General features: G+C 45.3%; 17 protein-coding genes and 8 tRNA genes. 20 read left to right on the top strand and 5 right to left on the bottom strand.

The annotated features are described in order from the left end of the window. Positions 1-49: 49 nt before the first annotated feature. From V6B33_RS19790 to V6B33_RS19725, 14 genes are all read left to right on the top strand, one after another. A tRNA-Asp gene (locus V6B33_RS19790) sits at positions 50-126 on the top strand. Between the two features lie 18 nt (positions 127-144). Beyond that, positions 145-220 (top strand) — tRNA-Phe (locus V6B33_RS19785). Positions 221-238: 18 nt separating this feature from the next. Beyond that, positions 239-314 (top strand) — tRNA-His (locus tag V6B33_RS19780). Between the two features lie 7 nt (positions 315-321). Continuing rightward, a tRNA-Gly gene (locus tag V6B33_RS19775) sits at positions 322-395 on the top strand. A 1-nt stretch (position 396) separates the two neighbouring features. Continuing rightward, positions 397-473 (top strand) — tRNA-Ile (locus V6B33_RS19770). Positions 474-482: 9 nt separating this feature from the next. Then, positions 483-557, top strand: a tRNA-Asn gene (locus V6B33_RS19765). Between the two features lie 3 nt (positions 558-560). After that, a tRNA-Ser gene (locus V6B33_RS19760) sits at positions 561-651 on the top strand. Between the two features lie 5 nt (positions 652-656). Then, a tRNA-Glu gene (locus V6B33_RS19755) sits at positions 657-728 on the top strand. 105 nt (positions 729-833) lie between these two features. After that, on the top strand, positions 834-1,841 hold the full coding sequence (locus V6B33_RS19750; protein ID WP_334219394.1) for a phosphotransferase family protein: 1,008 nt from the start codon (positions 834-836) through the stop codon (positions 1,839-1,841). A 533-nt stretch (positions 1,842-2,374) separates the two neighbouring features. Then, complete coding sequence (gene glgB / locus V6B33_RS19745) at positions 2,375-4,246, top strand: 1,4-alpha-glucan branching enzyme (protein WP_334219393.1); 1,872 nt, start codon at positions 2,375-2,377, stop codon at positions 4,244-4,246. Between the two features lies 1 nt (position 4,247). Continuing rightward, positions 4,248-5,405, top strand: a complete 1,158-nt coding sequence (locus V6B33_RS19740) for a glucose-1-phosphate adenylyltransferase (RefSeq protein ID WP_334219392.1) — start codon at positions 4,248-4,250, stop codon at positions 5,403-5,405. Positions 5,406-5,442: 37 nt separating this feature from the next. Then, positions 5,443-6,471 carry a sugar phosphate nucleotidyltransferase gene (locus V6B33_RS19735; RefSeq protein WP_334219391.1) on the top strand — a complete coding sequence of 343 codons (1,029 nt, stop codon included), beginning with the start codon at positions 5,443-5,445 and terminating at the stop codon, positions 6,469-6,471. Further along, the gene (gene glgA, locus V6B33_RS19730) at positions 6,468-7,913 is read left to right on the top strand and encodes a glycogen synthase GlgA (protein ID WP_334219390.1); all 1,446 of its coding nucleotides are present in this window, start codon (positions 6,468-6,470) and stop codon (positions 7,911-7,913) included. Before V6B33_RS19735 ends, glgA begins: the two co-directional genes overlap by 4 nt. Continuing rightward, the gene (locus tag V6B33_RS19725) at positions 7,903-10,308 is read left to right on the top strand and encodes a glycogen/starch/alpha-glucan phosphorylase (RefSeq protein ID WP_334219389.1); all 2,406 of its coding nucleotides are present in this window, start codon (positions 7,903-7,905) and stop codon (positions 10,306-10,308) included. The genes glgA and V6B33_RS19725 overlap by 11 nt, the downstream gene beginning before the upstream one ends. A 194-nt stretch (positions 10,309-10,502) precedes the next feature. Here V6B33_RS19725 and V6B33_RS19720 read toward each other — a convergent pair whose 3' ends face one another. Together V6B33_RS19720 and V6B33_RS19715 are read right to left on the bottom strand one after the other, a co-directional pair. Further along, the gene (locus tag V6B33_RS19720) at positions 10,503-11,264 is read right to left on the bottom strand and encodes a TraR/DksA C4-type zinc finger protein (protein WP_334219397.1); all 762 of its coding nucleotides are present in this window, start codon (positions 11,262-11,264) and stop codon (positions 10,503-10,505) included. A gap of 156 nt (positions 11,265-11,420) precedes the next feature. Beyond that, positions 11,421-12,344, bottom strand: a complete 924-nt coding sequence (locus V6B33_RS19715; RefSeq protein WP_334219388.1) for a 1,4-dihydroxy-2-naphthoate polyprenyltransferase — start codon at positions 12,342-12,344, stop codon at positions 11,421-11,423. 344 nt (positions 12,345-12,688) lie between these two features. On the opposite strand from V6B33_RS19715, the gene V6B33_RS19710 reads away from it, so the two are divergent. The 6 genes from V6B33_RS19710 (at position 12,689) to menC (ending at position 20,142) form a co-directional block, all read left to right on the top strand. Beyond that, complete coding sequence (locus V6B33_RS19710) at positions 12,689-14,098, top strand: isochorismate synthase (protein WP_334219387.1); 1,410 nt, start codon at positions 12,689-12,691, stop codon at positions 14,096-14,098. Then, positions 14,091-15,827: a 2-succinyl-5-enolpyruvyl-6-hydroxy-3-cyclohexene-1-carboxylic-acid synthase gene (gene menD, locus V6B33_RS19705; protein ID WP_334219386.1), complete on the top strand. Its 1,737-nt coding sequence runs from the start codon at positions 14,091-14,093 to the stop codon at positions 15,825-15,827. The genes V6B33_RS19710 and menD overlap by 8 nt, the downstream gene beginning before the upstream one ends. Next, on the top strand, positions 15,824-16,648 hold the full coding sequence (gene menH, locus V6B33_RS19700; protein WP_334219385.1) for a 2-succinyl-6-hydroxy-2,4-cyclohexadiene-1-carboxylate synthase: 825 nt from the start codon (positions 15,824-15,826) through the stop codon (positions 16,646-16,648). The genes menD and menH overlap by 4 nt, the downstream gene beginning before the upstream one ends. Position 16,649: 1 nt before the next feature. Then, entirely contained in the window at positions 16,650-17,468 is an 819-nt protein-coding gene (menB, locus tag V6B33_RS19695) for a 1,4-dihydroxy-2-naphthoyl-CoA synthase (RefSeq protein WP_334219384.1), read from the top strand. Positions 17,469-17,552: 84 nt separating this feature from the next. Further along, positions 17,553-19,046 carry an o-succinylbenzoate--CoA ligase gene (locus V6B33_RS19690; protein WP_334219383.1) on the top strand — a complete coding sequence of 498 codons (1,494 nt, stop codon included), beginning with the start codon at positions 17,553-17,555 and terminating at the stop codon, positions 19,044-19,046. Beyond that, the gene (gene menC, locus V6B33_RS19685) at positions 19,036-20,142 is read left to right on the top strand and encodes an o-succinylbenzoate synthase (protein WP_334219382.1); all 1,107 of its coding nucleotides are present in this window, start codon (positions 19,036-19,038) and stop codon (positions 20,140-20,142) included. Before V6B33_RS19690 ends, menC begins: the two co-directional genes overlap by 11 nt. A 132-nt stretch (positions 20,143-20,274) precedes the next feature. Here menC and V6B33_RS19680 read toward each other — a convergent pair whose 3' ends face one another. The 3 genes from V6B33_RS19680 to V6B33_RS19670 form a co-directional block, all read right to left on the bottom strand. Further along, positions 20,275-21,303: a cytochrome d ubiquinol oxidase subunit II gene (locus tag V6B33_RS19680; protein WP_334219381.1), complete on the bottom strand. Its 1,029-nt coding sequence runs from the start codon at positions 21,301-21,303 to the stop codon at positions 20,275-20,277. Between the two features lie 19 nt (positions 21,304-21,322). Next, positions 21,323-22,675 (bottom strand): cytochrome ubiquinol oxidase subunit I, encoded by a 1,353-nt coding sequence (locus tag V6B33_RS19675; protein WP_334219380.1) that lies wholly within the window; start codon positions 22,673-22,675, stop codon positions 21,323-21,325. Between the two features lie 306 nt (positions 22,676-22,981). After that, positions 22,982-23,926, bottom strand: coding sequence for a metal ABC transporter solute-binding protein, Zn/Mn family (locus V6B33_RS19670; protein WP_334219379.1), 945 nt, complete (start codon positions 23,924-23,926; stop codon positions 22,982-22,984). Between the last annotated feature and the right edge of the window lie 146 nt (positions 23,927-24,072).

The following is a 24,072-nucleotide window of genomic DNA, read 5'->3' as shown; positions in this document are numbered from 1 at the left end:
AATTTTGCTTTCGCAAATGGATAGTTATTTTGCTTTCGCAAAAAACTTTGGTCTGGTAGTTCAGTTGGTTAGAATGCCTGCCTGTCACGCAGGAGGTCGCGGGTTCGAGTCCCGTCCAGACCGCCACTTTTAATTACATAGTGTGGCTCAGTAGCTCAGTTGGTAGAGCAATGGACTGAAAATCCATGTGTCGGCGGTTCGATTCCGTCCTGAGCCACCATTTTTATTTTGTATCATGGCGATTGTGGCGAAGTGGTTAACGCACCGGATTGTGGTTCCGGCATTCGTGGGTTCGATTCCCATCAGTCGCCCCAACTATTTGCGGGTGTAGTTTAATGGTAAAACCTCAGCCTTCCAAGCTGATGTCGTGGGTTCGATTCCCATCACCCGCTCCATGGGCCTATAGCTCAGCTGGTTAGAGCGCACGCCTGATAAGCGTGAGGTCGGTGGTTCGAGTCCACTTAGGCCCACCATCTCAATATTCCGCAGTAGCTCAGTGGTAGAGCTATCGGCTGTTAACCGATCGGTCGCAAGTTCGAATCTTGCCTGCGGAGCCATATGGAGAAGTACTCAAGTGGCTGAAGAGGCGCCCCTGCTAAGGGTGTAGGTCGGGCAACTGGCGCGAGGGTTCAAATCCCTCCTTCTCCGCCATTTAAGGCCCGTTGGTCAAGCGGTTAAGACACCGCCCTTTCACGGCGGTAACACGGGTTCGAATCCCGTACGGGTCATTTAAAGAGACTATCATGTTGATAGTCTTTTTTGTATTTATACCGAAAGTTTCGCTTTTTTATGATATTACTGGATTGAGAATACTTTGTTTGCGAGGAGGGTCCATGATGAAAGCTGGATGGGAACGGATGAAAGAGCAGATCTCGCCTGACATCAATACAGTCAGAAAAATGCTTATGCCCTTTTTCGAAGAGGATAAGGTCGAGTACATTGAGATGTTGAGTGGAGGCTTGAATAATTCCAACATCAAGGTCACAACAAGCTCGAATGAGGATTTTGTTTTACGGCTGTATGGTAGTAACAATAAAAGCATGAAGGTTGAATGTGAAATAGTGAAGCTCTTGAAGGGAAGGGTACCGGTGGCTGAAATAGTCTATTCTGATTCGAGCTGCTCCGTATTTCAATCCCCCTTTTTGCTGATGAAGTTGGTTCGGGGAGAGCAGCTTTCTGAAATGATATACAGGGAGAATGCACATGAAATTCGGAGTGCTGCTGCAGCTGCAGGTGCTGCTTTGGCTGAAATACATAAAATGAAATTTCCCGCTTCCGGATTTTTTGATGATCAGTTGAACATAAGGGAGTATGTTGAAATCAGTGCTTCTTCGTTCATGGCCATTATGGAAGAGATTTATAGAAGAGGCTATGTCTCCAAACATTTAGGGGAAAAGGTATGCGGGAATGTTTTGAAGTTTTCGCAGGAACATGCCTGTATTCTGGATGGTCCAGAAGAACAAAATTTCTTGGTACATAGTGATTTTAATCCGTTGAATATATTGGTTGAAGAGAAGGATGGGAGTATTAAAATTTCTGCGATTTTAGATTGGGAGTATGCATTCAGCGGTCCGCCATTAATGGATATTGGAAATATGCTGCGTTATGAAGGTATAGACACAAGTATGTTAATGCCCTTTATTTTGAGTTATCAAGAAAATGGAGGGAACTTGCCGGATAAGTGGCTGCAGAAAGCGAAGCTCTTGGACCTGATTGCATTGTTCGACCTTGTGGACCACGAGGAATGCGGAGAGGTAAAAGTGGCAGATATTAAGAGGTTGATTTTATCAATGATGGATGAATGGGAAAGTTATGGAGTCATCCAGAATGCGTTTAAATAATGAGAATGAGATCGATATCAGTATCAGCATTTGAACCACAGCTTCTGATCCAGTGAACAATCTATATTCTCATTAATCATTTAAAGCGTTGTTTCAGTAATCATTTTGTACTAAACTCATAGACCTTTCTCCTTAATAAGACCCGTCTTGCATTGCAATAACGCAGTGTGAGACGGGTCTTTCTATTTTACATGTATGGATCCTTCTGCTGGCCAGATTCAATTCCAAATTTCTACATGTTGATTGTTCGGTATTCCGGAGTGAGGAGTGGTTACATTTCAAGTGGACCAATACTTAATAACGGAATCCTTTTGTTTTACCGTTTTTTTAATCAATAAACCTTTCGACATGTTTCGGCAGTGTTATCAGTAGTTTTTTGAATGTAAACCTTATCATTTACCTTTATATTCCAATGCAAACGTTTTCTTATTTGTTTGTGTAGGATTATGTCGTTTTAGAACGATGTTTATAAAAAGGATTTTCTCATAAGTGACAGAAAGTAGTTAAATAGATTGAAAAATGTAGGTGAAGTGATGAACGCAATGATGTTATCTGATTATGATGTTTTTTTATTTCATGAGGGAAGTTTACAGCAAGCGTATCAGTTTATGGGTTCTCATGTAAGGGGAGATGCACGGGGGACCTATACAGAATTTTGCGTTTGGGCACCGAATGCACGAAGTGTTTCACTGGTTGGATCTTTCAATGGGTGGAACGGTACCGGTTATGAACTGGAGAAGTGGAATGAGGAAGGCATTTGGGTCATTCGGGTGAACCGTGATTTGACAGGTGAAACATACAAGTATGAAATGACGGCTCTATCCGGAGAGAGGAAGCTCAAAGCGGATCCATATGGTTTTGCTTCAGAGAAACGCCCTCATACAGCCAGTATCGTATATGAACTGGACGGGTTCACATGGAGTGATGAAAAGTGGCTTAGTGAGAGGTCAGGTTCAACCGTCTATGATCAGCCTTTGTTCATTTATGAGGTTCATTTAGGGACGTGGAAAAAGAAGAAAGGGAAGTTCCTCTCTTACTCGGAGCTGGCGCAGGAGTTGATTCCTCACGTCAAAGAGCATGGATTCACCCATATTGAGCTGCTTCCGGTCACAGAGCATCCTTTCGACCGGTCCTGGGGTTATCAGGGAACGGGCTACTATGCCCCTACTAGCAGGTATGGGGAACCTCATGATTTGATGGCATTCATTAATGAATGCCACAGGAATGATATAGGCGTCATTCTGGACTGGGTTCCGGGACACTTCTGTAAAGATGCCCATGGTTTGTATCAGTTCGATGGTTCTTTTGCCTATGAGTACGGGGAAGAACGCGACCGCGAGAACTATACATGGGGGACGGCAAATTTCGATTTGGGAAAAGGCGAAGTCAGGAGTTTCTTGATTTCCAATGCCCGTTTCTGGATGGAAATGTATCACATTGATGGATTCCGGATTGATGCGGTGGCAAATATCATTTATTGGCCCAACCAGGGTCAGGAGTCCCCGAACCAGGGGGCGATCGAATTTTTGAAAAAGCTGAATCAGTCGGTGTTTGAATATGATTCTTCCATCCTGATGATCGCGGAGGATTCGACGGACTGGCCGCAGGTGACATCGCCTGTTCATTACGGGGGGCTCGGCTTTAATTATAAATGGAATATGGGTTGGATGAATGACGTGCTCGATTATATGGAGACACCTTATCCGAAACGGAAAGCAGTGCATTCCCTGCTGACGTTCTCCCTTATGTATGCCTTTTCAGAAAATTATGTTCTCCCATTCTCACATGATGAGGTCGTACATGGGAAGAAATCATTGTTGAATAAAATGCCGGGTGATTATTGGCAGAAGTTCGCGCAGTACCGGCTGCTTCTAAGTTTTATGACGGCCCACCCGGGGAAGAAGCTTCTCTTTATGGGAAGTGAGTTGGCTCCGTTTTCGGAGTGGAAGGATTTAGAGGAATTGGATTGGCACTTAACGAGTTACGAATATCATCACAAATTCAATTCATTTTTCAAGGACCTTCTGCATTTATATAACAATGCTGAGGCTTTATATGAGCTCGATCACAGGTCCGGGGGGTTTGAATGGATCGATGTGAATAATTCAGAGCAGCAGATCTTTTCTTTTATCAGAAAAGGAAAGAAGGAGGGCGATCATATTGTAGCAATCTTTAATTTCAGTCCGATTGTCTATCACGGGTATAAGGTCGGCGTACCTCATGCCGCCTTCTATATAGAGATATGGAATAGTGATGAAGGCAAATATGGGGGATCCCATCAAGTCAATCCCGCACCGATTCCCATGCAGGATGACAGCTATCACGGGAAAGACGGATATGTGGAAATGACAATCCCGCCGTATGGTGCAGTTTATTTAAAACCAGGGTATGAAAGGGGAGAATGAAATGGCAAAAGGAAGATGTGTGGCTATGTTATTAGCAGGCGGTAAGGGGAGTCGCCTAAGCTCACTGACGAAAAAATTAGCGAAGCCTGCCGTCCCATTCGGAGGCAAGTACCGCATCATTGATTTTACTTTGAGCAACTGCACGAATTCAGGCATCGATACAGTAGGGGTTCTGACACAGTATCAGCCGCTTGTGTTGAATTCTTATATCGGGATCGGGAGTGCATGGGATCTCGACCGAAGGAACGGCGGTGTGACGGTGCTCCCGCCTTATGCGGAATCATCCGAGATGCGTTGGTATACAGGGACGGCAAGCGCCATCTATCAAAATATGAATTACCTGGAACAGTATGATCCTGAATATGTGCTGATCTTGTCTGGCGATCATATCTACAAGATGGATTACAGCAAAATGCTTGATTACCATATCAAGAAGAAAGCGGATGTATCGATATCGGTGATTGAAGTGGACTGGGCAGAGGCAAGCCGTTTCGGTTTGATGAACACGAATGATGAAATGAGGATCACGGAATTTGTAGAGAAGCCGGCTGATCCGAAGAGCAATCTGGCATCGATGGGCATCTATATCTTTAATTGGTCCGTCTTGAAGGATTTTCTGGAAATGGATGAGCGAAATCCACAATCCAGTCATGATTTCGGTAAAGATGTGATTCCACTCCTTCTTGATGAAAAGAAGAAGCTGATGGCCTATCCGTTCAAGGGTTACTGGAAGGACGTGGGTACGGTAAAGAGCTTATGGGAAGCGAATATGGATCTGATTGATGAGAGCAACGAATTGAATCTGTTCGATCATGAATGGAGAGTGTATTCGGTCAATCCGAATGAGCCGCCTCAATATATCTCGGCGGATGCATTCGTTGAAGGGTCGCTTGTCAATGAAGGGTGTACAATCGAAGGAACGATCAGTAAGTCTGTGCTATTCCAGGGAACGACGGTAAAAAAAGGAGCCCATATTTCCAGATCGGTGATCATGCCTGATGCGGTGATCGGAGAGAATGCATACATTGAACAGGCGATTGTGCCGTCTGATGTCAACGTGCCGGATGGAGTCTGCATCATGCCGGAAGAAGGATCTGAAGAAGTGATCCTCGTGACGGAAGCATTCATTGAAACATTGCTCGAGCAAGAAGAAGTGTAAAGTTCTCTAACCGTACAACCTAAGAGGAGGAATTGTCGTGAAAAATACATTGCTTGGAGTTATTGATGCCACTGGTTATTACAAATCATTAGAAGATTTGCTCTTACATCGTTCCTTGGCAGCGCTTCCGATAGCGGGAAGATACCGCTTGATTGATTTCGTGCTTTCAAATATGGTGAATTCGGATATAGGATCGGTTGCCATTTTCCCTAAATTCCAGTATCGCTCGTTGATGGACCATCTTGGTTCAGGGAAGAACTGGGATTTGAACCGCAAGCGTGATGGATTGTTCTTCTTTCCTGCCCCGGGAGTCGAGGCGTCGAATGAAGGAATGGGTTCGTTCAATCATTTTGCCTACCATATCGATTACTTCTACCGGAGCCGCCAGGAATATGCATTGATCAGTAATTGCTACACGGTCTGTAATATCCAATATCGCCCTGTCCTGGAAAGGCACGCGATGATTGGATGTGACGTCACGGAAATCCGTCATAAAGGCAAATCACTTGAAATGTATCTTGTAAAGACGTCGTTATTAAGAGAGCTGATCGAGACCCGCGGAGAGACCGGTTATACGTGTATGAAAGACGTAGTTGAAGATATGGACAGCGGATATAAAGTATGCGGATATGAGCATATCGGATTTGTCGAAACAGTCGACTGCATCGACAAATATTATGAAACAAGCATGAAGCTATTAAATGTTTCTTCATGGAAAGAGCTGTTCAAGAAAGAAACACCTATTTATACGAAAGTGAAGGATGAGCCGCCTACACGCTATACCTCCGGGGCAAGTGTCAAGAACAGCATCATTGCAAACGGCTGCTATATCGAAGGGAATGTCCACAACTCCACGATGTTCAGAGCCGTGAAAGTAGGAAAGAATACAAGCATTTCGAACAGTATTATTATGCAAAAGAGTCAAATTGGAGATAACTGTGTACTAGAGAATGTCATCCTGGATAAAGATGTGAGGGTTGAAGACGGTGTGAAACTGGTCGGAGATCCGGAAAATCCCATCGTTATCCGCAAGGGGATGATTCAAGGAGCGCTGATGAATTCGTGAAAGTATTGTTTACAGTATCGGAATGTGTCCCATTTGTTAAATCGGGAGGATTGGCGGATGTTGCGGGTGCCCTCCCGAAAGAACTAAAAAGCCTCGGGACGGATGTCAGGGTGATTCTCCCAAAGTATGGAGGAATCCCTCATGAATACCGGGCAGGAATGAAGAAGCAAAAAGAGTTCTTTGTCTCTGTGGGATGGAGGAATCAATATTGCGGCATTGAAGAAGCTCATCACGAAGGAGTGATCTATTACTTTGTAGATAATGAGTATTATTTCAACCGCGACCGCATGTACGGTTATTTCGATGATGGGGAGCGTTTTTCTTTTTTCACGAGGGCAGTGTTGGATGCAATCGAGGTCATTGATTTTTACCCGGATGTCATTCACTGCCACGACTGGCATACGGGAATGATCCCGTTCTTATTGAGGACAGAGTATCAGGATAGACCGGGTTACTCGTTTATCCGCAGTGTGTTTACAATTCATAATCTTCAATTTCAAGGGATTTTCCCGAAGTCAGTCATGACGGACTTACTGGGAGTGGCAGAGCGCTATTTCCACCCGGAGTATCTTGAGTTTTATGGAAACATCAACTTTTTGAAGGGTGCGTTGATTTCATCGGATGCAATCACTACTGTCAGCCCGACATACAAAGAAGAAATCCTGACTCCCTATTACGGTGAAAAGCTTCATGGGATTTTAAAGCAGCGCTACACTCAGCTTCAGGGAATATTGAATGGCATAGACGATGAAGTTTACAACCCAACTGAAGGAACCTTTCCTTATAGAAGTGATAACCTCCATGGAAAGGTTCAGGCAAAGCGTGAGCTGCAGGAGAAGTTGAATCTTGAGGTAAATGAAGACATCCCGATCATGTCTATCATTTCCCGTTTGACGGTGCAGAAGGGGCTTGACCTGGTGAAGGCTGTGTTCCATGAAATGCTTCAAGAAAACGTTCAATTCGTTTTACTTGGGACAGGTGATTGGGAGTTCGAACAGTTCTTCCGTGAGATGGAATCACGGTATCCTGATAAGGTAAGAGTCACAATCGGATTCAATGAGGGATTGGCGAAGGAGATCTACACGGCTTCCGATCTGTTCCTCATGCCGTCCAAATTTGAACCTTGCGGGCTCGGCCAGTTGATTGCCTTGCGGTACGGCGCGCTGCCGCTAATAAGGGAAACGGGTGGATTGAACGACACTGTTCAATCGTATAACGAAGAAACAGGGACAGGGAACGGATTTTCTTTTAAAAACTTTAATGCGCATGACATGCTTTATACGTACAGACGAGCGATGGAATTCTTTCACAACGATAAGGAAACATGGAAGCATATCGTACAAACTGCCATGAATAAAGATTATAGTTGGGCTCAATCGGCCTTTAAATACAACCAATTATATGCTGACCTTGTATCGAGGAGTGAAAGCCATGTTTTCTGATCACAACGAATTTAAAGAAATGTTCCTCAAAAAACTTGAAATGATGTATGGCAAAACATTTCCTGAGTCAACCGCTCAGGATCAATTCTTCACGTTAGGTCATCTGATTCGGGAATACATCAGCATGAACTGGATTCATACGAATGAACAGTATCGTTTTAATAAACAGAAGCAGGTGTATTATTTATCGATTGAATTCCTGCTGGGACGCCTTCTGAGACAGAACCTGATGAACCTTGGCATCTATGAGGTCGTCGATCAGGGGCTGAAGGATCTTGGAATCGATCTTTCTGACATTGAGGAAATTGAGCATGATGCGGGGTTAGGGAATGGAGGATTGGGGCGTCTGGCTGCCTGTTTCCTGGATTCTTTAGCCTCTCTTAATTTGCCCGGGCATGGATACGGCATCCGGTATAAACACGGGTTGTTCGAGCAAAGAATCGTCAATGGCTTCCAGATGGAGCTTCCCGAACAGTGGCTCCGTCATGGCCACGTCTGGGAAGTCCGGAAATCGGATTTGACTGTGGAGGTGCCTTTCTGGGGCAAGGTTGAATCATTTACGGAAAACGAAGTTCTGAAGTTTCGTCATGTCGATGCCGAGCTGGTGTCTGCCGTTCCTTATGATATGCCTGTTGTAGGTCATGAAACCTCGACCGTCAATACGCTTCGGTTATGGAGCGCCGAGCCTGCAGCTTATAAGGCAGGAAAAGACCTGATGAAATACAAGCGGGACACAGAGGCGATCACTGAATTCCTTTATCCGGATGATACCCATGATGAAGGGAAGATCCTTCGTTTGAAACAGCAATATTTCCTTGTATCAGCAAGTATCAAGTCCATTATTGATTCGTACATTTACAGATACGGGGATTTAAAGGATCTGCACGAATATGTCTCGATCCATATCAATGATACCCATCCTGTGCTCGCCATTCCTGAACTCATGAGGGTGCTCGTGGATGAATATGAGTACGACTGGGAAGAGGCATGGGGCATTACGACGAAGACTTTTGGCTATACAAACCATACGACTCTTTCTGAAGCATTGGAAAAATGGCCGGTCCGTATTTTTCAGCCGCTGCTCCCGAGGATCTATATGATTGTCAATGAGATCAATGAGCGATTCTGCAAGGAGCTATGGATAGAGTACCCGGGTGAATGGAAGAGGATCGAGGATATGGCCATTATTTCACACGGTGTGGTAAAAATGGCACATCTGGCGATAGTCGGCAGCTTCAGTGTCAACGGAGTGGCAAAGATTCACACCGAAATCCTGAAACAGAGGGAAATGAACTTATTTTATCAATATTATCCTGATAAGTTTAACAGCAAGACCAATGGCATCACACATAGAAGATGGCTTCTTAATAGCAATCCTGCCCTGTCGGAACTCATTACATCCGGAATAGGGAACGAATGGATCCGTCAGCCCGAAAAGCTGGTGAACCTCGGGAAGTATAGAACTGATGCCGCTTTTCTGGAAGATCTTTATAAAGTGAAGCAGCAGAATAAGGAGAGATTGGCCAGGCGCATCTTTGAAAGTAACGGGATGAAGGTCGACGTGAACTCCATCTTTGATATTCAGGTGAAGAGGCTTCATGCATATAAACGGCAGCTGCTGAATGTGCTTCATATCCTGCACCTGTACAACCGCTGTGTGGAGGACCCCCATTTTGATTTCCATCCCCGTACATTTATATTTGGGGCGAAGGCATCTCCGGGCTATTTCTATGCGAAAAAAATCATAAAGCTGATCCATTCCGTAGCTGATCTCGTGAATGATCATCCACTGGTGAAAGACAAGATAAAGGTCGTCTTCCTGGAAAATTACCGGGTATCACTGGCTGAAGAAATCATCCCGGCCGCTGATTTGTCCCAGCAGATCTCAACTGCAAGCAAGGAAGCATCCGGTACAGGTAATATGAAATTCATGATGAACGGTGCGCTCACATTAGGGACACTAGATGGTGCGAATATCGAGATCCTTGAGCAGGTAGGGGAAGACAATATCTTCATCTTCGGCTTGACGGCAGAAGAAGTTATGAATTATCAGAAACAAGGCGGTTACTATGCGATGGAATACTTCCATCACGATCCGCGCATCAAAAAGGTTCTGAACCAGCTGATCAACGACTCACTGCCTGATGCGGATGACCACTTTGAAACGATTTATGACTCCCTGCTGGGGGAAAACGACCAATTTTTTGTCCTCCGGGATTTTGATTCATACGCACGGATCCAGGAAGAAGCAGGAAAAGCGTACGAGAATAGAGAAGGATGGTCGCGCATGTGCTTGCACAATATCGCCAATTCCGGCTATTTCTCAAGTGACCGCACGATCGAAGAGTACTCGAGGGAAATCTGGAAAATCGTACAGGGCAGTTTGATGAGGTAGTCGGTACGCAGCCATGTCCCGGTCATAATGGCAGGGACGCAGGGACAGGTTCCTTGTCCCAACCATATTGGGAATCGGGTATGAAATCGGTGTTTGATTTCGTGCCCGGTTTTTTATTATGTAGTCACTCTTTACAAATCCGGTAAAAAACCCTCAAAGCTCAGAGTGGTTCCTGTACTTTGAGGTTTTTGAAATTATTTATTTTTTTTGGAAACATAACTGTCGCCATCTTTATACGGGATATCCCCGATCGGCGATTCCAACTTGTTTTCATCAAGCATTTCTTCATAATCCTCATGTTTCTTGGACGGATACGTCTTCTGGTTCGAACCGTCGATGTCCGTTCCGACAAAGCTTTCGTAATCTTCGGAGAAGCCTTCGGATGAATCTTCTCCTTCATAGAGCTCAGAGTAGTCCTCGTAATCGCCTTCGAAATCCGATGGTGTTTCGGATGTTCCATAACGGGCGACCTCCTGGAAACTATCCCCGTCATCACGTACATTTCCATTTGTGCGATGACGGAATTCATTATCGATCGGCGGCTGAAGCACATCCTCTTCTACAGGGCGGTCTCCCGCCTTGGACTGCTCAGGTGTATGATCTTTGCAATAGAGGGTTGTCGGCACCACCTCGAGGCGTTCATAAGGGATCTCCTGCCCGCACTCCTTGCATTTGCCGTATGTTCCCGCGTTCATTGCTTTTAATGCCTGATCGATTTTATTCAATTCGATTTTTGAATGGTCGTCAATCGCAAAATCCTTCTCCCGTTCATACAGCTCCGTACCCATATCAGCGGGATGGTTGTCGTAAAGAGAAAGCTCTCCTGTGTTATCACGTTCATTTGTATGTTGAAGACTGTCTAAATCTTGGTTGAGATGCTCTTTTAATTGAGATTGTTGTTGAAGCAATTCTTTCTTCAGTGTTTCTTGCTGACTATTTGTAAGCAATCTTCTCACATCCTTATCATTCATTCGGCCCTGATGACCGAATCATATTTTATGGTCTAATCATACTTTATCCGAAAGTGGACTGATTAAAACATAAAAGTGAGGATGGTGATGATAAACAAAAAACCGGACATAAAAACTTTCCGGTTTTTCAGCGATGGATTATTAAATGAAATAGGCAAGCAGCAGTCCGGCCGACAACAAGAAACCGAAAATGGTATTTGTCTGAGCTGTCGCTTTCATTGCAGGCATCATTTCGAGCGGATGTGATTTTCCAATAAAGCCTTTCGTAGCTTTGACTGCTTTTGGAATACTAAGATAAGAAACGAATAACCATGCAGGTGCCTCTCCGAAAAAGACCAGTCCCGCTACCCATGCGTAAGTGATGAAGAACATGGCGCCGAGGAAGACGATTGCCCCTTTTTTGCCGAGCAGGATCGCAACCGTTTTACGTCCGTTCTCTTTGTCCCCATCCAGGTCCCGGATATTGTTGGCAAGCAATATCATGCCGACCAATATCGAGACAGGGACAGAAATCAAAATGCTGTAAGTGGTGATCATCGACGTCTGGATGTAGAAGGAAATCAGGATGATGATGAGCCCCATGAATAATCCGGCGACGATTTCACCTAACGGGGTGTAGGCAATCGGCATCGGCCCTCCTGTATAAAAGTAGCCGGCTGCCATGCACACTAAGCCGATCACCGCCAGCCACCATGAGCTGTTCATGACGATATAGATTCCCAATACCAAGGCGATACCGTAAAAGGAAAAGGCGATGGTCATGACTGTTGAGGGCTTCACCCCATTGCGGACGATCGCGCCGCCGATCCCGACGGAGTGTTCTGTATCGAGACCTCGTTTATAGTCATAGTATTCATTAAACATATTCGTGGCTGCCTGGATGAGCAATGAAGCTGCAAGCATCGCTAAAAACAGCGGAAAATGAATATCAGTATATTGAAGAGCAAGTACCGTTCCCAAAAGTACAGGAACGAATGCAGCAGTCAAAGTGTGCGGTCTGGTGAGCTGCCACCAGATCTTCCATCCTTTATCTGCTTCTATTGTATTAGTCAGTTGTTGTGCCATTATTCTCTCTCCCTTTATCTCAAGGAATTTATCTGAAAACATTACAATTCCTTTACAGATTAAAGTGTAGGTAAAGGAGAGGGGAGTGTCAATCTTTTTTTGCAGATGGGGAATTCTGCTAGATACGTCTCGAATTTGATCGAGAAAGCTCTATAGAACAAGATCTTTTCCATTAATTGAGCACTTTTACAACCCTTTAGGTTTCTCAAATCGGAAAAAAGGGTTTATTATATAATAAGGATATAATTGTTTTATTGTCATTCACATCGTTGACACACCTTCTTTCGAGGTGTATCTTATAATAAGTTTTGAATCATGTACGTGATTGTTTGGGGGAATTCGGATTGGTTACCATCCATAAGACCAATATTGAAAAAGCATTTGATACTGCCGTGGAAAAGGCTAAACAATATCAACACCCCGTCCTGTTCAGTATCGTCGAGAAAATTGATTCTGTCGATCCGCTTTCTTTTTATAGTGAAGGAAATTCATTATATAAAGGAACGCGTTTTTTATGGAAGGACCGGGATCATACGATTACCATCGCCGGGCTTGGATCAGCCCATACGATTTCAACTGAGGGTGATCGAGATCAATTTTTTACGGTTGAGAAAGAGTGGAAGCGTTTTATTGAAGAAGGCGTCATCCTTTCACCGGAGAGTTGGATCGGCACCGGGCCGTTATTATTCGGGGGATTCCGTTTTGATCCGCTAAACACACGCGGTCAGGAATGGAATGACTTTGAGAACGGTACATTGCAGATTCCATCCTTTATGCTGACAAAATCAAATGAAGCAGATTATCTGACGCTGAATTTTTTATGCGGAATGGACGATGACGAAGATTCATTGAAGCAATTGATCAATCTTAAAGATGAATTGATCAAAAAGGCTAAATATCCTTCTGTTCCCGCAGTTGTGAAATTAAACAGCATCAAGGATTTTAATCCGGCAGAATGGAAAGAGTCAGTGCAGAATGTCGTCGATGAACTTAAGGGCGGTGAGATGGAGAAGGTGGTCCTTGCGCGTAAATGCAAGGTGACATTTGATCAGCCGATTACATCAGACTACGTGTTGGACAACTTGTGGAAACAGCAGCCTGACAGCTTCATTTTCAGTTTTGAGCAGGATAAGAGCTGCTTTATCGGGGCAACACCGGAGCGCCTTGTGAAGAAAACCGGAGAAGAAGTGCTGTCCACCTGCCTGGCTGGCTCAATTGCCAGAGGTCAGACGCTTGATGAGGATGAGAAGCTTGGAAATGAGCTCCTGAATGATGAGAAGAATCGATATGAACATCATTTGGTCGTCGAGACCATCCAACAGGCTCTTGAGCCATTCTGCGAGGAGCTCAATATGCCGGAAAAGCCTGGCTTGATGAAAATGAAGGATATTCAACATTTATACACACCTGTCGTCGGCCGTGCTTCTGAACAGACTTCCATGCTCAATATGATTGAGAAGCTTCACCCGACACCTGCTCTTGGGGGAGTCCCGAGAGATAAGGCACTTCACGTCATCCGCCGGGAGGAAAAGATGGACAGAGGCCTGTATGCGGGACCAGTAGGCTGGATGGATGCGTATGGAAACGGGGAGTTTGCCGTAGCGATACGTTCAGGACTGCTGAAAGAAGATGAATCATATTTATATGCCGGCTGCGGGATTGTGGCCGACTCGGATCCCGAAAGTGAATACCGGGAAACACAAATGAAATTTCGACCGATGCTGAGAGCATTAGGGGGAACCATCCATGGGTGAACATCAACAACGATTAACGAATTATTTAGCAGCATATATTGATGAATTAGTCGGAAACGGGGTAGATGAAGTAGTCATCAGCCCGGGATCCCGTTCTACTCCTTTGGCATTATTGTTCACGCATCATCCGGGGGTGAAGACGTATATTAACGTCGATGAACGATCGGCAGCATTCTTTGGACTCGGAATCGCAAAGGCTAAGAAGAAGCCCGTTGCGATTCTTTGTACGTCTGGAACGGCAGCAGCCAATTATTACCCCGCTGTTATTGAAGCCCGTTACGCAAAGGTTCCGCTTATCGTGCTGACAGCCGACCGTCCCCATGAGCTGCGAGAAGTCGGTGCCCCGCAGGCAATCAACCAGCTCGACTTATACGGGAAGCACGTGAAATGGAGTGTAGATATGGCACTGCCTGAATCTTCACCCGGTATTTTACAGTATGCAAAAGCTTCTGCTGCTAGAGGAGTAAGCCTGTCAATCTCAGCACCGGCAGGACCGGTTCATTTCAACTTTCCTATCAGGGAACCATTGATACCTGCTTTAGATGAAGTGACATTTTTAAACAGCCGGAGGGAGAAACGGGTACTCGGCGGTATCCGGGGATTATCTCCGGAAATGCATGATGACCTGCTGGGAGTTCTTAAGGAAAAACAAAACGGATTGATTATTTGCGGTCCCGGATTGGCTGAATCTGCAATCGATCCGATTATGGAATTTGCAGAATCTCACGGATTTCCAATCGTCGCAGATCCTCTCTCTCAAGTAAGGAGCGGAGATCATTCTAAGCGGAACGTAATGGAAACATACGATGCATTCCTGAAGATCGATGAGTTCAAGGAAGCTTTTCAGCCTGATTTGATCATTCGATTCGGAGCGATGCCCGTGTCTAAACCACTGACCCTTTACCTTAAAGGGCTTACGGGTGTGCCGTATTGGGTTGTCAGCAGCGGTGAGGAATGGCAGGATCCGATTGCGAAAGCCACCGAATTTATTTATTGCGATGAAAGATTGTTCTGTAGGGACATGAAAACAGACGATGAAATTAGGGAATCGGGATGGTTACATCAGTGGATAACCGTAAATGAAATGACAAGAAACATCCTGCGGACTGGCGATCAGCCTTGGAATGAAGGAAAAGCCGTGAAACAGCTGATTGAACAACTGCCGGACGGGGCATCAATATTTGCGAGCAACTCGATGCCTATTCGGGATATGGACACATTCTTCTTCAATAATGACAGGAAGATTTCCGTCCATGCAAATCGCGGGGCAAACGGGATAGATGGAGTCGTTTCGACTGCGCTTGGAATGAGTACAGGAAATACCCCGATGTATCTGCTGATCGGTGACCTTGCATTTTTCCATGATCTCAATGGGCTGCTCGCAGCTAAAAGGTATCAGCTTGATATCACCATAGTGGTCATGAATAACAATGGTGGAGGCATATTCTCATTCCTGCCCCAGGCAAGTGAAGGGTCTTACTTTGAAGAGCTCTTTGGTACCCCGATGGATCTTGACTTTGCCTCTGCGGCAGCATTTTATGGTGCCGAGTACTCGCTGGTGAAACAGGAAAGTGAGTTCCCTTCAGCACTTCAAAGTACTGAAGGGAATCGCGGTATCAAGATCATTGAAGTACTGACGAATCGCGAAGAAAATGTTGCAATACATCGTAATTTGTGGAATTTTGTTTCCCAGGAAATAGCAGGGAAATTGAAGGGGAACAGCTTATGATTCTTAAGGCGAATGAGATTGATTATTTTGTAGATGTTAAAGGAGAAGGATTTCCTTTTGTGTTTCTTCACGGATTTACAGGAGATTCCCGGACGTGGGAAGAAATAACCGAACAGCTTAAGAAGGGCTGTCAGTGCATTTCAATCGATATCATTGGCCATGGGAAGAGTGATTCCCCGTCGGATGCTGCCCGTTATTCCATGGACGCAGTTTCACATGATATCCACAGTGTATTGAGTCAACTGGGTGTAAAGAAAGCTGTCATCATCGGATATTCGATGGGAGGAAGGCTGGCTCTTCACTTTTCCAACCTCTACCCTGATTTCGTCAGCGCTCTTATACTGGAAAGTGCCTCCCCGGGTCTGAGGACGGATGAGGAGCAGGCAGAAAGAAGGGAGAGAGATCAAGCACTCGCAGATAAGATCCTGGATGAAGGAATCCGGTCATTTGTGGATTTATGGGAAGAGGTCCCCCTGTTCTCCACACAGAAAAGGCTGCCTCTTGTTAAACAGGAGAAGATTCGTGAACAGCGGCTTCAGCAATCACCGGCCGGCCTCTCCAACAGCCTGAAAGGGATGGGGACCGGTGCACAGCCCTCCTGGTGGGAGACCCTGGAAGATCTTATGTTCCCAGTGATTTTATTGGTGGGTGAACTGGATCATAAATTCGTCGGGATTGCTAAAGATATGATCGATCTGAATCGGGACTTTGAAATTATTACTTTTTTCGACACCGGTCATGCAATTCATGTGGAAGAACCCCGAAAGTTTGGTACAATAATAGAGGAAGTATTTTTGAAGTACATAAAGGAGGATGTTTAACATGGCTTTTGAATGGGTTTCAGAAAGAAACTACGAAGATATCTTATATGAAACATATAATGGGATTGCCAAGATTACCATCAACCGGCCGGAAGTACGCAATGCATTCCGTCCAAAGACGGTAATGGAACTGATCGATGCGTTTGCCTATGCACGCGACGATTCCAGTGTAGGCATAATCGTCCTGACAGGTGCAGGTGAAAAGGCATTCTGTTCCGGCGGGGACCAAAGTGTACGCGGCCACGGCGGTTACGTAGGAGAGGATGAAATTCCCCGTCTGAACGTATTGGACTTACAGCGACTGATCCGCGTCATCCCTAAACCGGTCATCGCGATGGTGGCAGGATACGCAGTCGGCGGAGGTCACGTGCTTCATGTCGTATGTGATATCACAATCGCAGCAGATAACGCGGTATTCGGCCAAACTGGCCCTAAAGTGGGAAGCTTTGACGCCGGTTACGGTGCAGGCTATTTAGCACGCATCATCGGACATAAGAAAGCGAAAGAAATCTGGTACCTGTGCCGTCAATACAATGCCGAGGAAGCACTTGATATGGGACTTGTAAACACGGTTGTACCTTATGAAAAGCTTGAAGAGGAAACCGTACAATGGGCTTCTGAAATGCTTGAGAAGAGCCCGACTGCCCTGCGCTTCCTGAAAGCTGCGTTCAATGCAGACACAGACGGTTTAGCAGGACTTCAGCAGCTTGCAGGAGATGCTACCCTACTTTACTACACAACCGAAGAAGCAAAAGAGGGTCGAGATGCGTTCAAAGAAAAACGCAAACCTGACTTCGGACAATTCCCTCGTTTCCCTTAATAGAGGGCAGCCTGATGGATCTCGACAGATTCATCAGGCTTTTTATATTGAGTATAAACCTTTAAGAATTGGAGTAGAAAAGCTATGACAACCCAACAGCTGCCGAATTGGCTAAAGCAGAGAACCTATTTGACTCCCGACCGCATTGCTTTGAAAAGTGATGATTGCCAGTATACGTTTAAAGAACTGTGGGAATTGACGATTGACACGGCTGGGAAGATACACCGTCATGTCCATGATTCTCAAGCTGAATTCATTGGATTAATGATCAAAAATTCGATTGAATCGGTCATCGTCATTCATGCCGTGCAGCAGCTCGGATTAACAGCCGTACTTCTGAATCATCGATTAAGTCCTGCTGAATTAGCCTTTCAAATCGAGGATATGAATCTTTCTGCCGTTCTTTTGGATGATCAATTTAATGAAAAACTGCAAAGCCGTACTATTCATAAGGTGAAACTCTCAGAACTGCAGAAAACAACTCCTTCTGGCTTTGAAATGAAGGATCATTTTCAGTTAGACCAAGTCTGTTCCGTGATGTACACCTCGGGGACGACGGGAGCACCCAAAGGCGTCCTTCAGACATACGGAAATCACTGGTGGAGTGCTATTGGTTCGTCTCTGAATCTCGGTATAAGTGAAAATGATACCTGGCTCTGCTCCGTTCCGCTTTTTCATATCAGCGGTTACTCGATTTTGATGAGGAGCGTCATTTACGGTATGGGCGTACGCCTGTTTGAACAGTTTGATGCTGAAAGGATCACCGGAGAGCTCAAAAACGGTTCGATCACGATCATGTCGGCAGTCAGCAATATGCTGCAGCGGATGATTGGAGAGCTTGGCGGTGGATCTTATCATGAGAATTTCCGCTGCATGCTGCTCGGCGGAGGTCCCGCCCCGCTGCCGTTGCTTGAAATCTGCAGAGATAAGAAAATCCCTGTTTTTCAAACGTATGGCATGACGGAAACCTCTTCTCAGATTGTGACGCTTTCTCCTGAATACAGCTTGTCTAAGCTGGGTTCTGCAGGGAAACCTCTGTTTCCTTCCGAATTGAAGATAAAGACGAAGGAGGGAGTCACCGCTTCATCAAATGAAGAAGGAGAAATAGTGGTGAAAGGTCCCAATGTGACGATCGGTTATTACAACCGGGAAGAATCGAACAGCAAAAGCTTTGACAATGGCTGGCTGGCGACCGGGGATATCGGATACTTGGATGAAGATGGCTTTTTATTCGTATTGGACAGGCGTTCCGATTTGATTATTTCAGGCGGTGAAAATGTGTATCCCGCTGAAATCGAAAGTGTGCTCACTTCCCATAAAGAAATCGAAGACGTCGGCACCGCTGGAATCCCACATGATGAGTGGGGACAGGTCCCATGTGCTTTTATCGTAAAGAGAAGCGGAAGTCTCATTGGAGAAGAAGATGTCATCTCATTCTGTAAAAATAAACTGGCACCCTATAAGCAGCCGAAAAAAGTAATATTTGTAGATGAAATCCCAAGGAATGCATCCAACAAGATATTGAGAAGAGTACTTCGAGAACAATGGGAGCAGGGGATGGATCGCGATGAACATTAAAAAAATCAGGATTCACACAATTTCGATGCCGTTGAAGAAACCATTTGTCACTCATCTGCAAAAGGTAGAAAACAGGGAAGGGATGATCATCGAAGTCGAGGACCGGGAAGGGATTATCGGCTTAGGTGAGGTTGTCGCGTTCTCTACGCCATGGTATACGGAAGAAACGGTGAGAACCTGCTTTCATATGCTGAAAGATGTACTGATTCCATTATTGCGCCGCCGTCCTGTTTCACATCCTGAGGAACTGCAAAAAGTATTCGATACCGTCAGAGGAAATGCAATGGCAAAGGCTTCGATGGAAATGGCGGTCTGGGATCTGTACGCGAGGCAGAAAGAAAAACCACTTTGGAGCGTGATTGGAGGAACCCGGGAGAAAGTGCTCGCAGGCGCGGTCGTCGGGAATGCCACGGTGGAAGGAATGATTGCTCATACCCAAGAACTTGTCGATGAGGGATACGAACGAATAAAGATTAAAATTTCCAAGGGCTCGGATATTGAAGTGATCCGTGCATTAAGAAATGAATTTCCTCATCTCCAGCTTTTGGCAGATGCGAATTCAGCCTATACATTGAAGGATACGGAACATCTCAGAAATCTTGATGAATTCCGCCTGGAAATGATCGAACAGCCCCTGGGAGTGGACGACCTGGTGGAACACGCCATTTTGCAAAAAGAGCTGCAAACCCCGATTTGCCTGGATGAAAGCATCGTGACGCCTCATGATATGAAGAGTGCCATCCATCTGGGCAGCTGCGGCGTCGTCAACATAAAGCTGGGCAGAGTAGGCGGGTACAATGCTGCACTGGATATCTATCGTCTTTGTCAGGAGAACGGGATTAGATTGTGGTGCGGGGGGATGATAGAATTCGGGGTATCCAGGGCGCATAACATCAGCCTTGCCACCCTTGAAGGATTTTCGATACCCGGAGACATCTCTTCATCATTGAAGTATTGGGATGAAGACATCATAGACACTCCGATCATAGCCTCCAGCGGGTATGTAAAGAGGTTTGACAAGTCTGGCATCGGAGTTGATCTGAATCAAAAGCGCCTTAAGGAAGTGTGTGAAAACACGGAAGAGTATTTGTTGTAAAAAGGAAAGGACATGAATTCCCAGAGAGAGGTTCATGTCCTTTTTTGTGGTTCTATGAAAAAATTTAAAATAAGAATTGAGTATGACCAGTTGGTGCATGGAAATTCGCTGCGGCATTCAATAGGAAAGACCCTAACTTTTTTGCCTTAAATACCGTTTGTCGTTCATGAATAAACTCCAGAAGTACACAAAGCCGGGGAAGAGGATGATAAACCCGACTATATACGTAATGAAGACGGCCTTGAACGAATTCGGGTCTGTAAATCCCGATTGAATCGTCACCTCAGGATAAATGATATACGGTAGATGTGCCTTTCCGTAGACATAGCTTGCCAGTACGTATTGAAATGTAACAGCCACCACTGCCAATCGAGGCATGCCTTTCATGCCTTCCTTATTGGTGGGAAGGAACAGTGCCCCCCCTGCAACAAGAAAACCGAGCAGGGAAATAAGAAGGATGTTAAAATCCTCCATCATTCGTTCATAAATCCAGTTTGCTTCATTATTCATCGTCATCATGATAAGGAAAGCCATCACGACAGAAATCGGTCCAATGATCATCGCATCACGCCTGTACATTTTATACGCCTCAAATTCACGGGACGCCTTTGAGTAATCAGCTAATAGGAGCGAAGAAAGAAATAATGTACTTGCCACGGCAAACCCAAAGAATGCATATTCATGAGGGCTTGTAAAAAGTTTTCCCAATAGCAGCGTCTGACCGTCTTCAAAGTCAATATAAGGACCATGCGAAATCGGCAGCACGCTGATCAATAGTCCTGGTATCAAGAGACCTGTAATGCCTGTGATGTAAGTCAGCGGTTTCCGGTAATCGTCGGCCACATGAGAAAAGACGAGAAATGCACTTCGAATCGCAAGCAGGAGGAGGATTAAACTTCCCGGTACCAATAGGACGGTGCCGAGAGAATAGGCAGCTCCGGGAAACAGGCTGTAAACCGCCACGACCAGTGCCACAATGAATGTATTCGTCACTTCCCACGTCGGGGACAGATATCGGTTCGCGATATTGGTTGCTTTCGTCTTGTCATGATTGATGTAAAGCATCGACCAGAAACCTGCCCCGAAATCCATCGTCGCCATCACGGCATAAATGAATACAAAGCCCCAAAGGATCGTAATCGCTATCAACATCTGAGTCATGATCATTCCTCCTAATCAGTTAAGTAGACAGTGGAATTTCCTTGCCTTCTGCTTTATCAATATCTTTTTGCGGCGGGTTTCGTCTGAAGTAATACAGAAGAACCAGTACGACCGCTACCGCTAATATGGCATAAACAGAGACAAACAGAATGAAGAGAATGGCAATATTCCCGGTCGAGGTAACCGAATCCTCTGTACTTAAGATCCGGTAAATGGTCCAGGGCTGACGGCCCGTGCAGGCAAAAATCCACCCAAATTCGATTGCAAGGATGGAAAGGGGCCCCCCTGCTGTAAACAGCCACATCAACCATTTCGGATATCGGTCCTTTTTCAATATCTTCTTCCACACAAACGCAGTCAGTGCAAGTAAGATCAGTAATGAACCGATGGCGACCATCCCGTTGAACAAGGTATGTACGAAGAGCGGCGGCCAGTATTCTTCAGGAAAATCATTCAACCCGATGACTTCTGTGTCAAAACTGTTCCCTGCAAGGAAGCTCAGTGCCCAGGGGATTTCGATTCCCCATTTGACTTCCTGTTCTTCACTGTCTGTGAATCCTCCGATTGCGAGCGGCGCATGTGTCTGCGTTTCGAACAGACCTTCCGCAGCGGCCAGTTTCTCAGGCTGATACTCGTGGAGCATTTGTGCCGATTCATGTCCGTTGATCGCAGTCAGGAATGAGAAGACACCCCCGACGGCAAGACAGATCATCAATGCTTTGCCGTGAAACTTATAAACTCTCGATCCAAAAGGTGTACGGAGCATTTTGAATGCAGCCACAGAAGCTATCGTGAATGAACCGACGACGTAAGCTGAAAGAGCGACATGCCCGGCAGTTACAAAGAAGCTTGGATTGAAAAATGCCTTCCACGGATCCACGTCCGTGATTTCTCCATCGACAATATTGAATCCCGCCGGTGTTCCTTCAAAGGCGTGGACATTCGTAATCAGAACTGCCGAGGCAAGTCCTCCCACGGCTACAAGGATCAAGCTCACGATCCGCATCCAGGGAGCGATCCGATTGGCTGCATACACATAAATGGACATAAAAAGAGCCTCGATGAAGAAAGCATAGATTTCAATCTGAAATGGCAGGGCCATCACCCGTCCGATGACTTCCATGAAACCAGGCCAAAGCAGGGATAATTGCACACCGGCAATCGTCCCGGTCGGAATCCCGACACCCAGAAGCACGGCGAACGCCTTCGTCCACCGCTTGGCCATCACTGAATAATCAAGGTCATTCGTACGCTGATACATGATTTCCGCCACAAGGATCATCAATGGAATCCCGACTCCAAGCGTCGCAAAAATAATATGAAAAGCCATCGTCGTCCCAAATAAAGATCTAGCAAGTACCAATTCATCCATTTCAAATTCTCCCTTACATATCATTCGCTTTCCTTATTGTCCACTTAATGGAAAATAATATGCATGGGAATGGAGGGGGACTTGATGTTATGGCTTAGAGGATACTGGTAGTTTGTTTCTTTTTGCCAGGAACAAAAGGTGTGAATGTGCCAGGAACAAATCAAAGTGATTGTACCAGGTACATAGAGTTTGAAATGTACCAGGTACAATAAACGAAAATTGTACCTGGTACATCAATTCACATCACACAGCCACACAAAAACACAAAAAAGCACCACTACATAAAAAGAGTGATGCTCACCGCTGCTATTGCAGCGCCTTTTCCAATGTGACGATATTCTGCCTCATCAATGAGAAATAATCTTCATTTTCATCCCGGTCTTTTTCAGTCAGAACAGATAAATTATGAAGATTGAGGGATTCAGCCCCCAGTTCCTTTTGGACGACTTCCGTCAGACGGGAGGAGACATTTTGCTCAAACAGAATGTATTGAACATCGTCCTTTTTCGCTTGATCGATGATTTTTTTCAATTCCTGCTGTGATGGTTCATCCGATGTGTTCAATCCTGCGATGGCTTCCTGATGTAAGCCGTATCGCTCTTCCCAATAGCTGTATGCAGCGTGTGAAACATAGAAGGTTTTATGCGGTGCGGATTCTGCCATTTGCTTGAATTCAGCATCCAGTGCATCGAGTTCACCGGTTAAATCTTTCAGATTCGATTGGAATTCTTCTTTATGTTCCGGCATTTCTTCCGATAAGGTTTCCGCGATTACTTCTGCCATATGTTTGGAGTATTCGGGATTCAGCCAAATATGCGGATCGGTCTCATGTTGATGTCCGTGCCCGTCTTCTGCATGCTCCTCCTCATCATCATGACCATCTTCCTCATGTTCAACTTCAATGCCTTCGCTTACTGGCACCACTTTAACATCCTCATTTTTCAGAATGGATTTGGACTTCTCGACAAACCCTTCAAGACCCATCCCGACATAAAAGAACGCATCTCCATCCGCCATCTTGATCATATCTTTTTGTGATGGCTCAAAGGTATGCTCATCGGCACCCGGCGGGTAAATGCTGTGAACGTCGACATGCTCCCCGCCGATTTTCTTTGTGAAATCCTCGATTGGATATACAGTTGTATACACATCGAGTTTACCGTCCTTTTCTCTCTTCTCATCGGAAGCGGCCCCGCAAGCCGACAGGAATAGAACGATTAATAAAAACCAGCTTTTCCGAATATAGTTCAAGAGGAATCCTCCTTTAATTGTTGTGAAAATAACAAATTGTAATGATTACGATTTAGCACAATGGTTATTTTACTATCCTGGAGCGCAATAAGCAAGACAAAAGTTTAAGACGCGTACACAATAAAAAGACCAACTCCCGTAAAATG

Origin of the sequence: Mangrovibacillus sp. Mu-81 (assembly GCF_036867415.1) — a bacterium.
Lineage (GTDB): Bacteria > Bacillota > Bacilli > Bacillales > Bacillaceae_B > Rossellomorea.
Note: the sequence above shows the minus strand (reverse complement) of the source record. Positions and strands in the feature narration are given on the sequence as shown.

Coding starts and splice junctions, on each gene's coding strand:
- menH (WP_334219385.1), top strand. CDS start 15,824: ATGATTCTTAAGGCGAATGAGATTGATTATTTTGTAGATGTTAAAGGA.
- V6B33_RS19680 (WP_334219381.1), bottom strand. CDS start 21,303: ATGACTCAGATGTTGATAGCGATTACGATCCTTTGGGGCTTTGTATTC.
- V6B33_RS19690 (WP_334219383.1), top strand. CDS start 17,553: ATGACAACCCAACAGCTGCCGAATTGGCTAAAGCAGAGAACCTATTTG.
- V6B33_RS19675 (WP_334219380.1), bottom strand. CDS start 22,675: ATGGATGAATTGGTACTTGCTAGATCTTTATTTGGGACGACGATGGCT.
- menC (WP_334219382.1), top strand. CDS start 19,036: ATGAACATTAAAAAAATCAGGATTCACACAATTTCGATGCCGTTGAAG.
- menB (WP_334219384.1), top strand. CDS start 16,650: ATGGCTTTTGAATGGGTTTCAGAAAGAAACTACGAAGATATCTTATAT.
- glgB (WP_334219393.1), top strand. CDS start 2,375: ATGAACGCAATGATGTTATCTGATTATGATGTTTTTTTATTTCATGAG.
- V6B33_RS19750 (WP_334219394.1), top strand. CDS start 834: ATGATGAAAGCTGGATGGGAACGGATGAAAGAGCAGATCTCGCCTGAC.
- V6B33_RS19725 (WP_334219389.1), top strand. CDS start 7,903: ATGTTTTCTGATCACAACGAATTTAAAGAAATGTTCCTCAAAAAACTT.
- menD (WP_334219386.1), top strand. CDS start 14,091: ATGGGTGAACATCAACAACGATTAACGAATTATTTAGCAGCATATATT.
- V6B33_RS19740 (WP_334219392.1), top strand. CDS start 4,248: ATGGCAAAAGGAAGATGTGTGGCTATGTTATTAGCAGGCGGTAAGGGG.
- V6B33_RS19715 (WP_334219388.1), bottom strand. CDS start 12,344: ATGGCACAACAACTGACTAATACAATAGAAGCAGATAAAGGATGGAAG.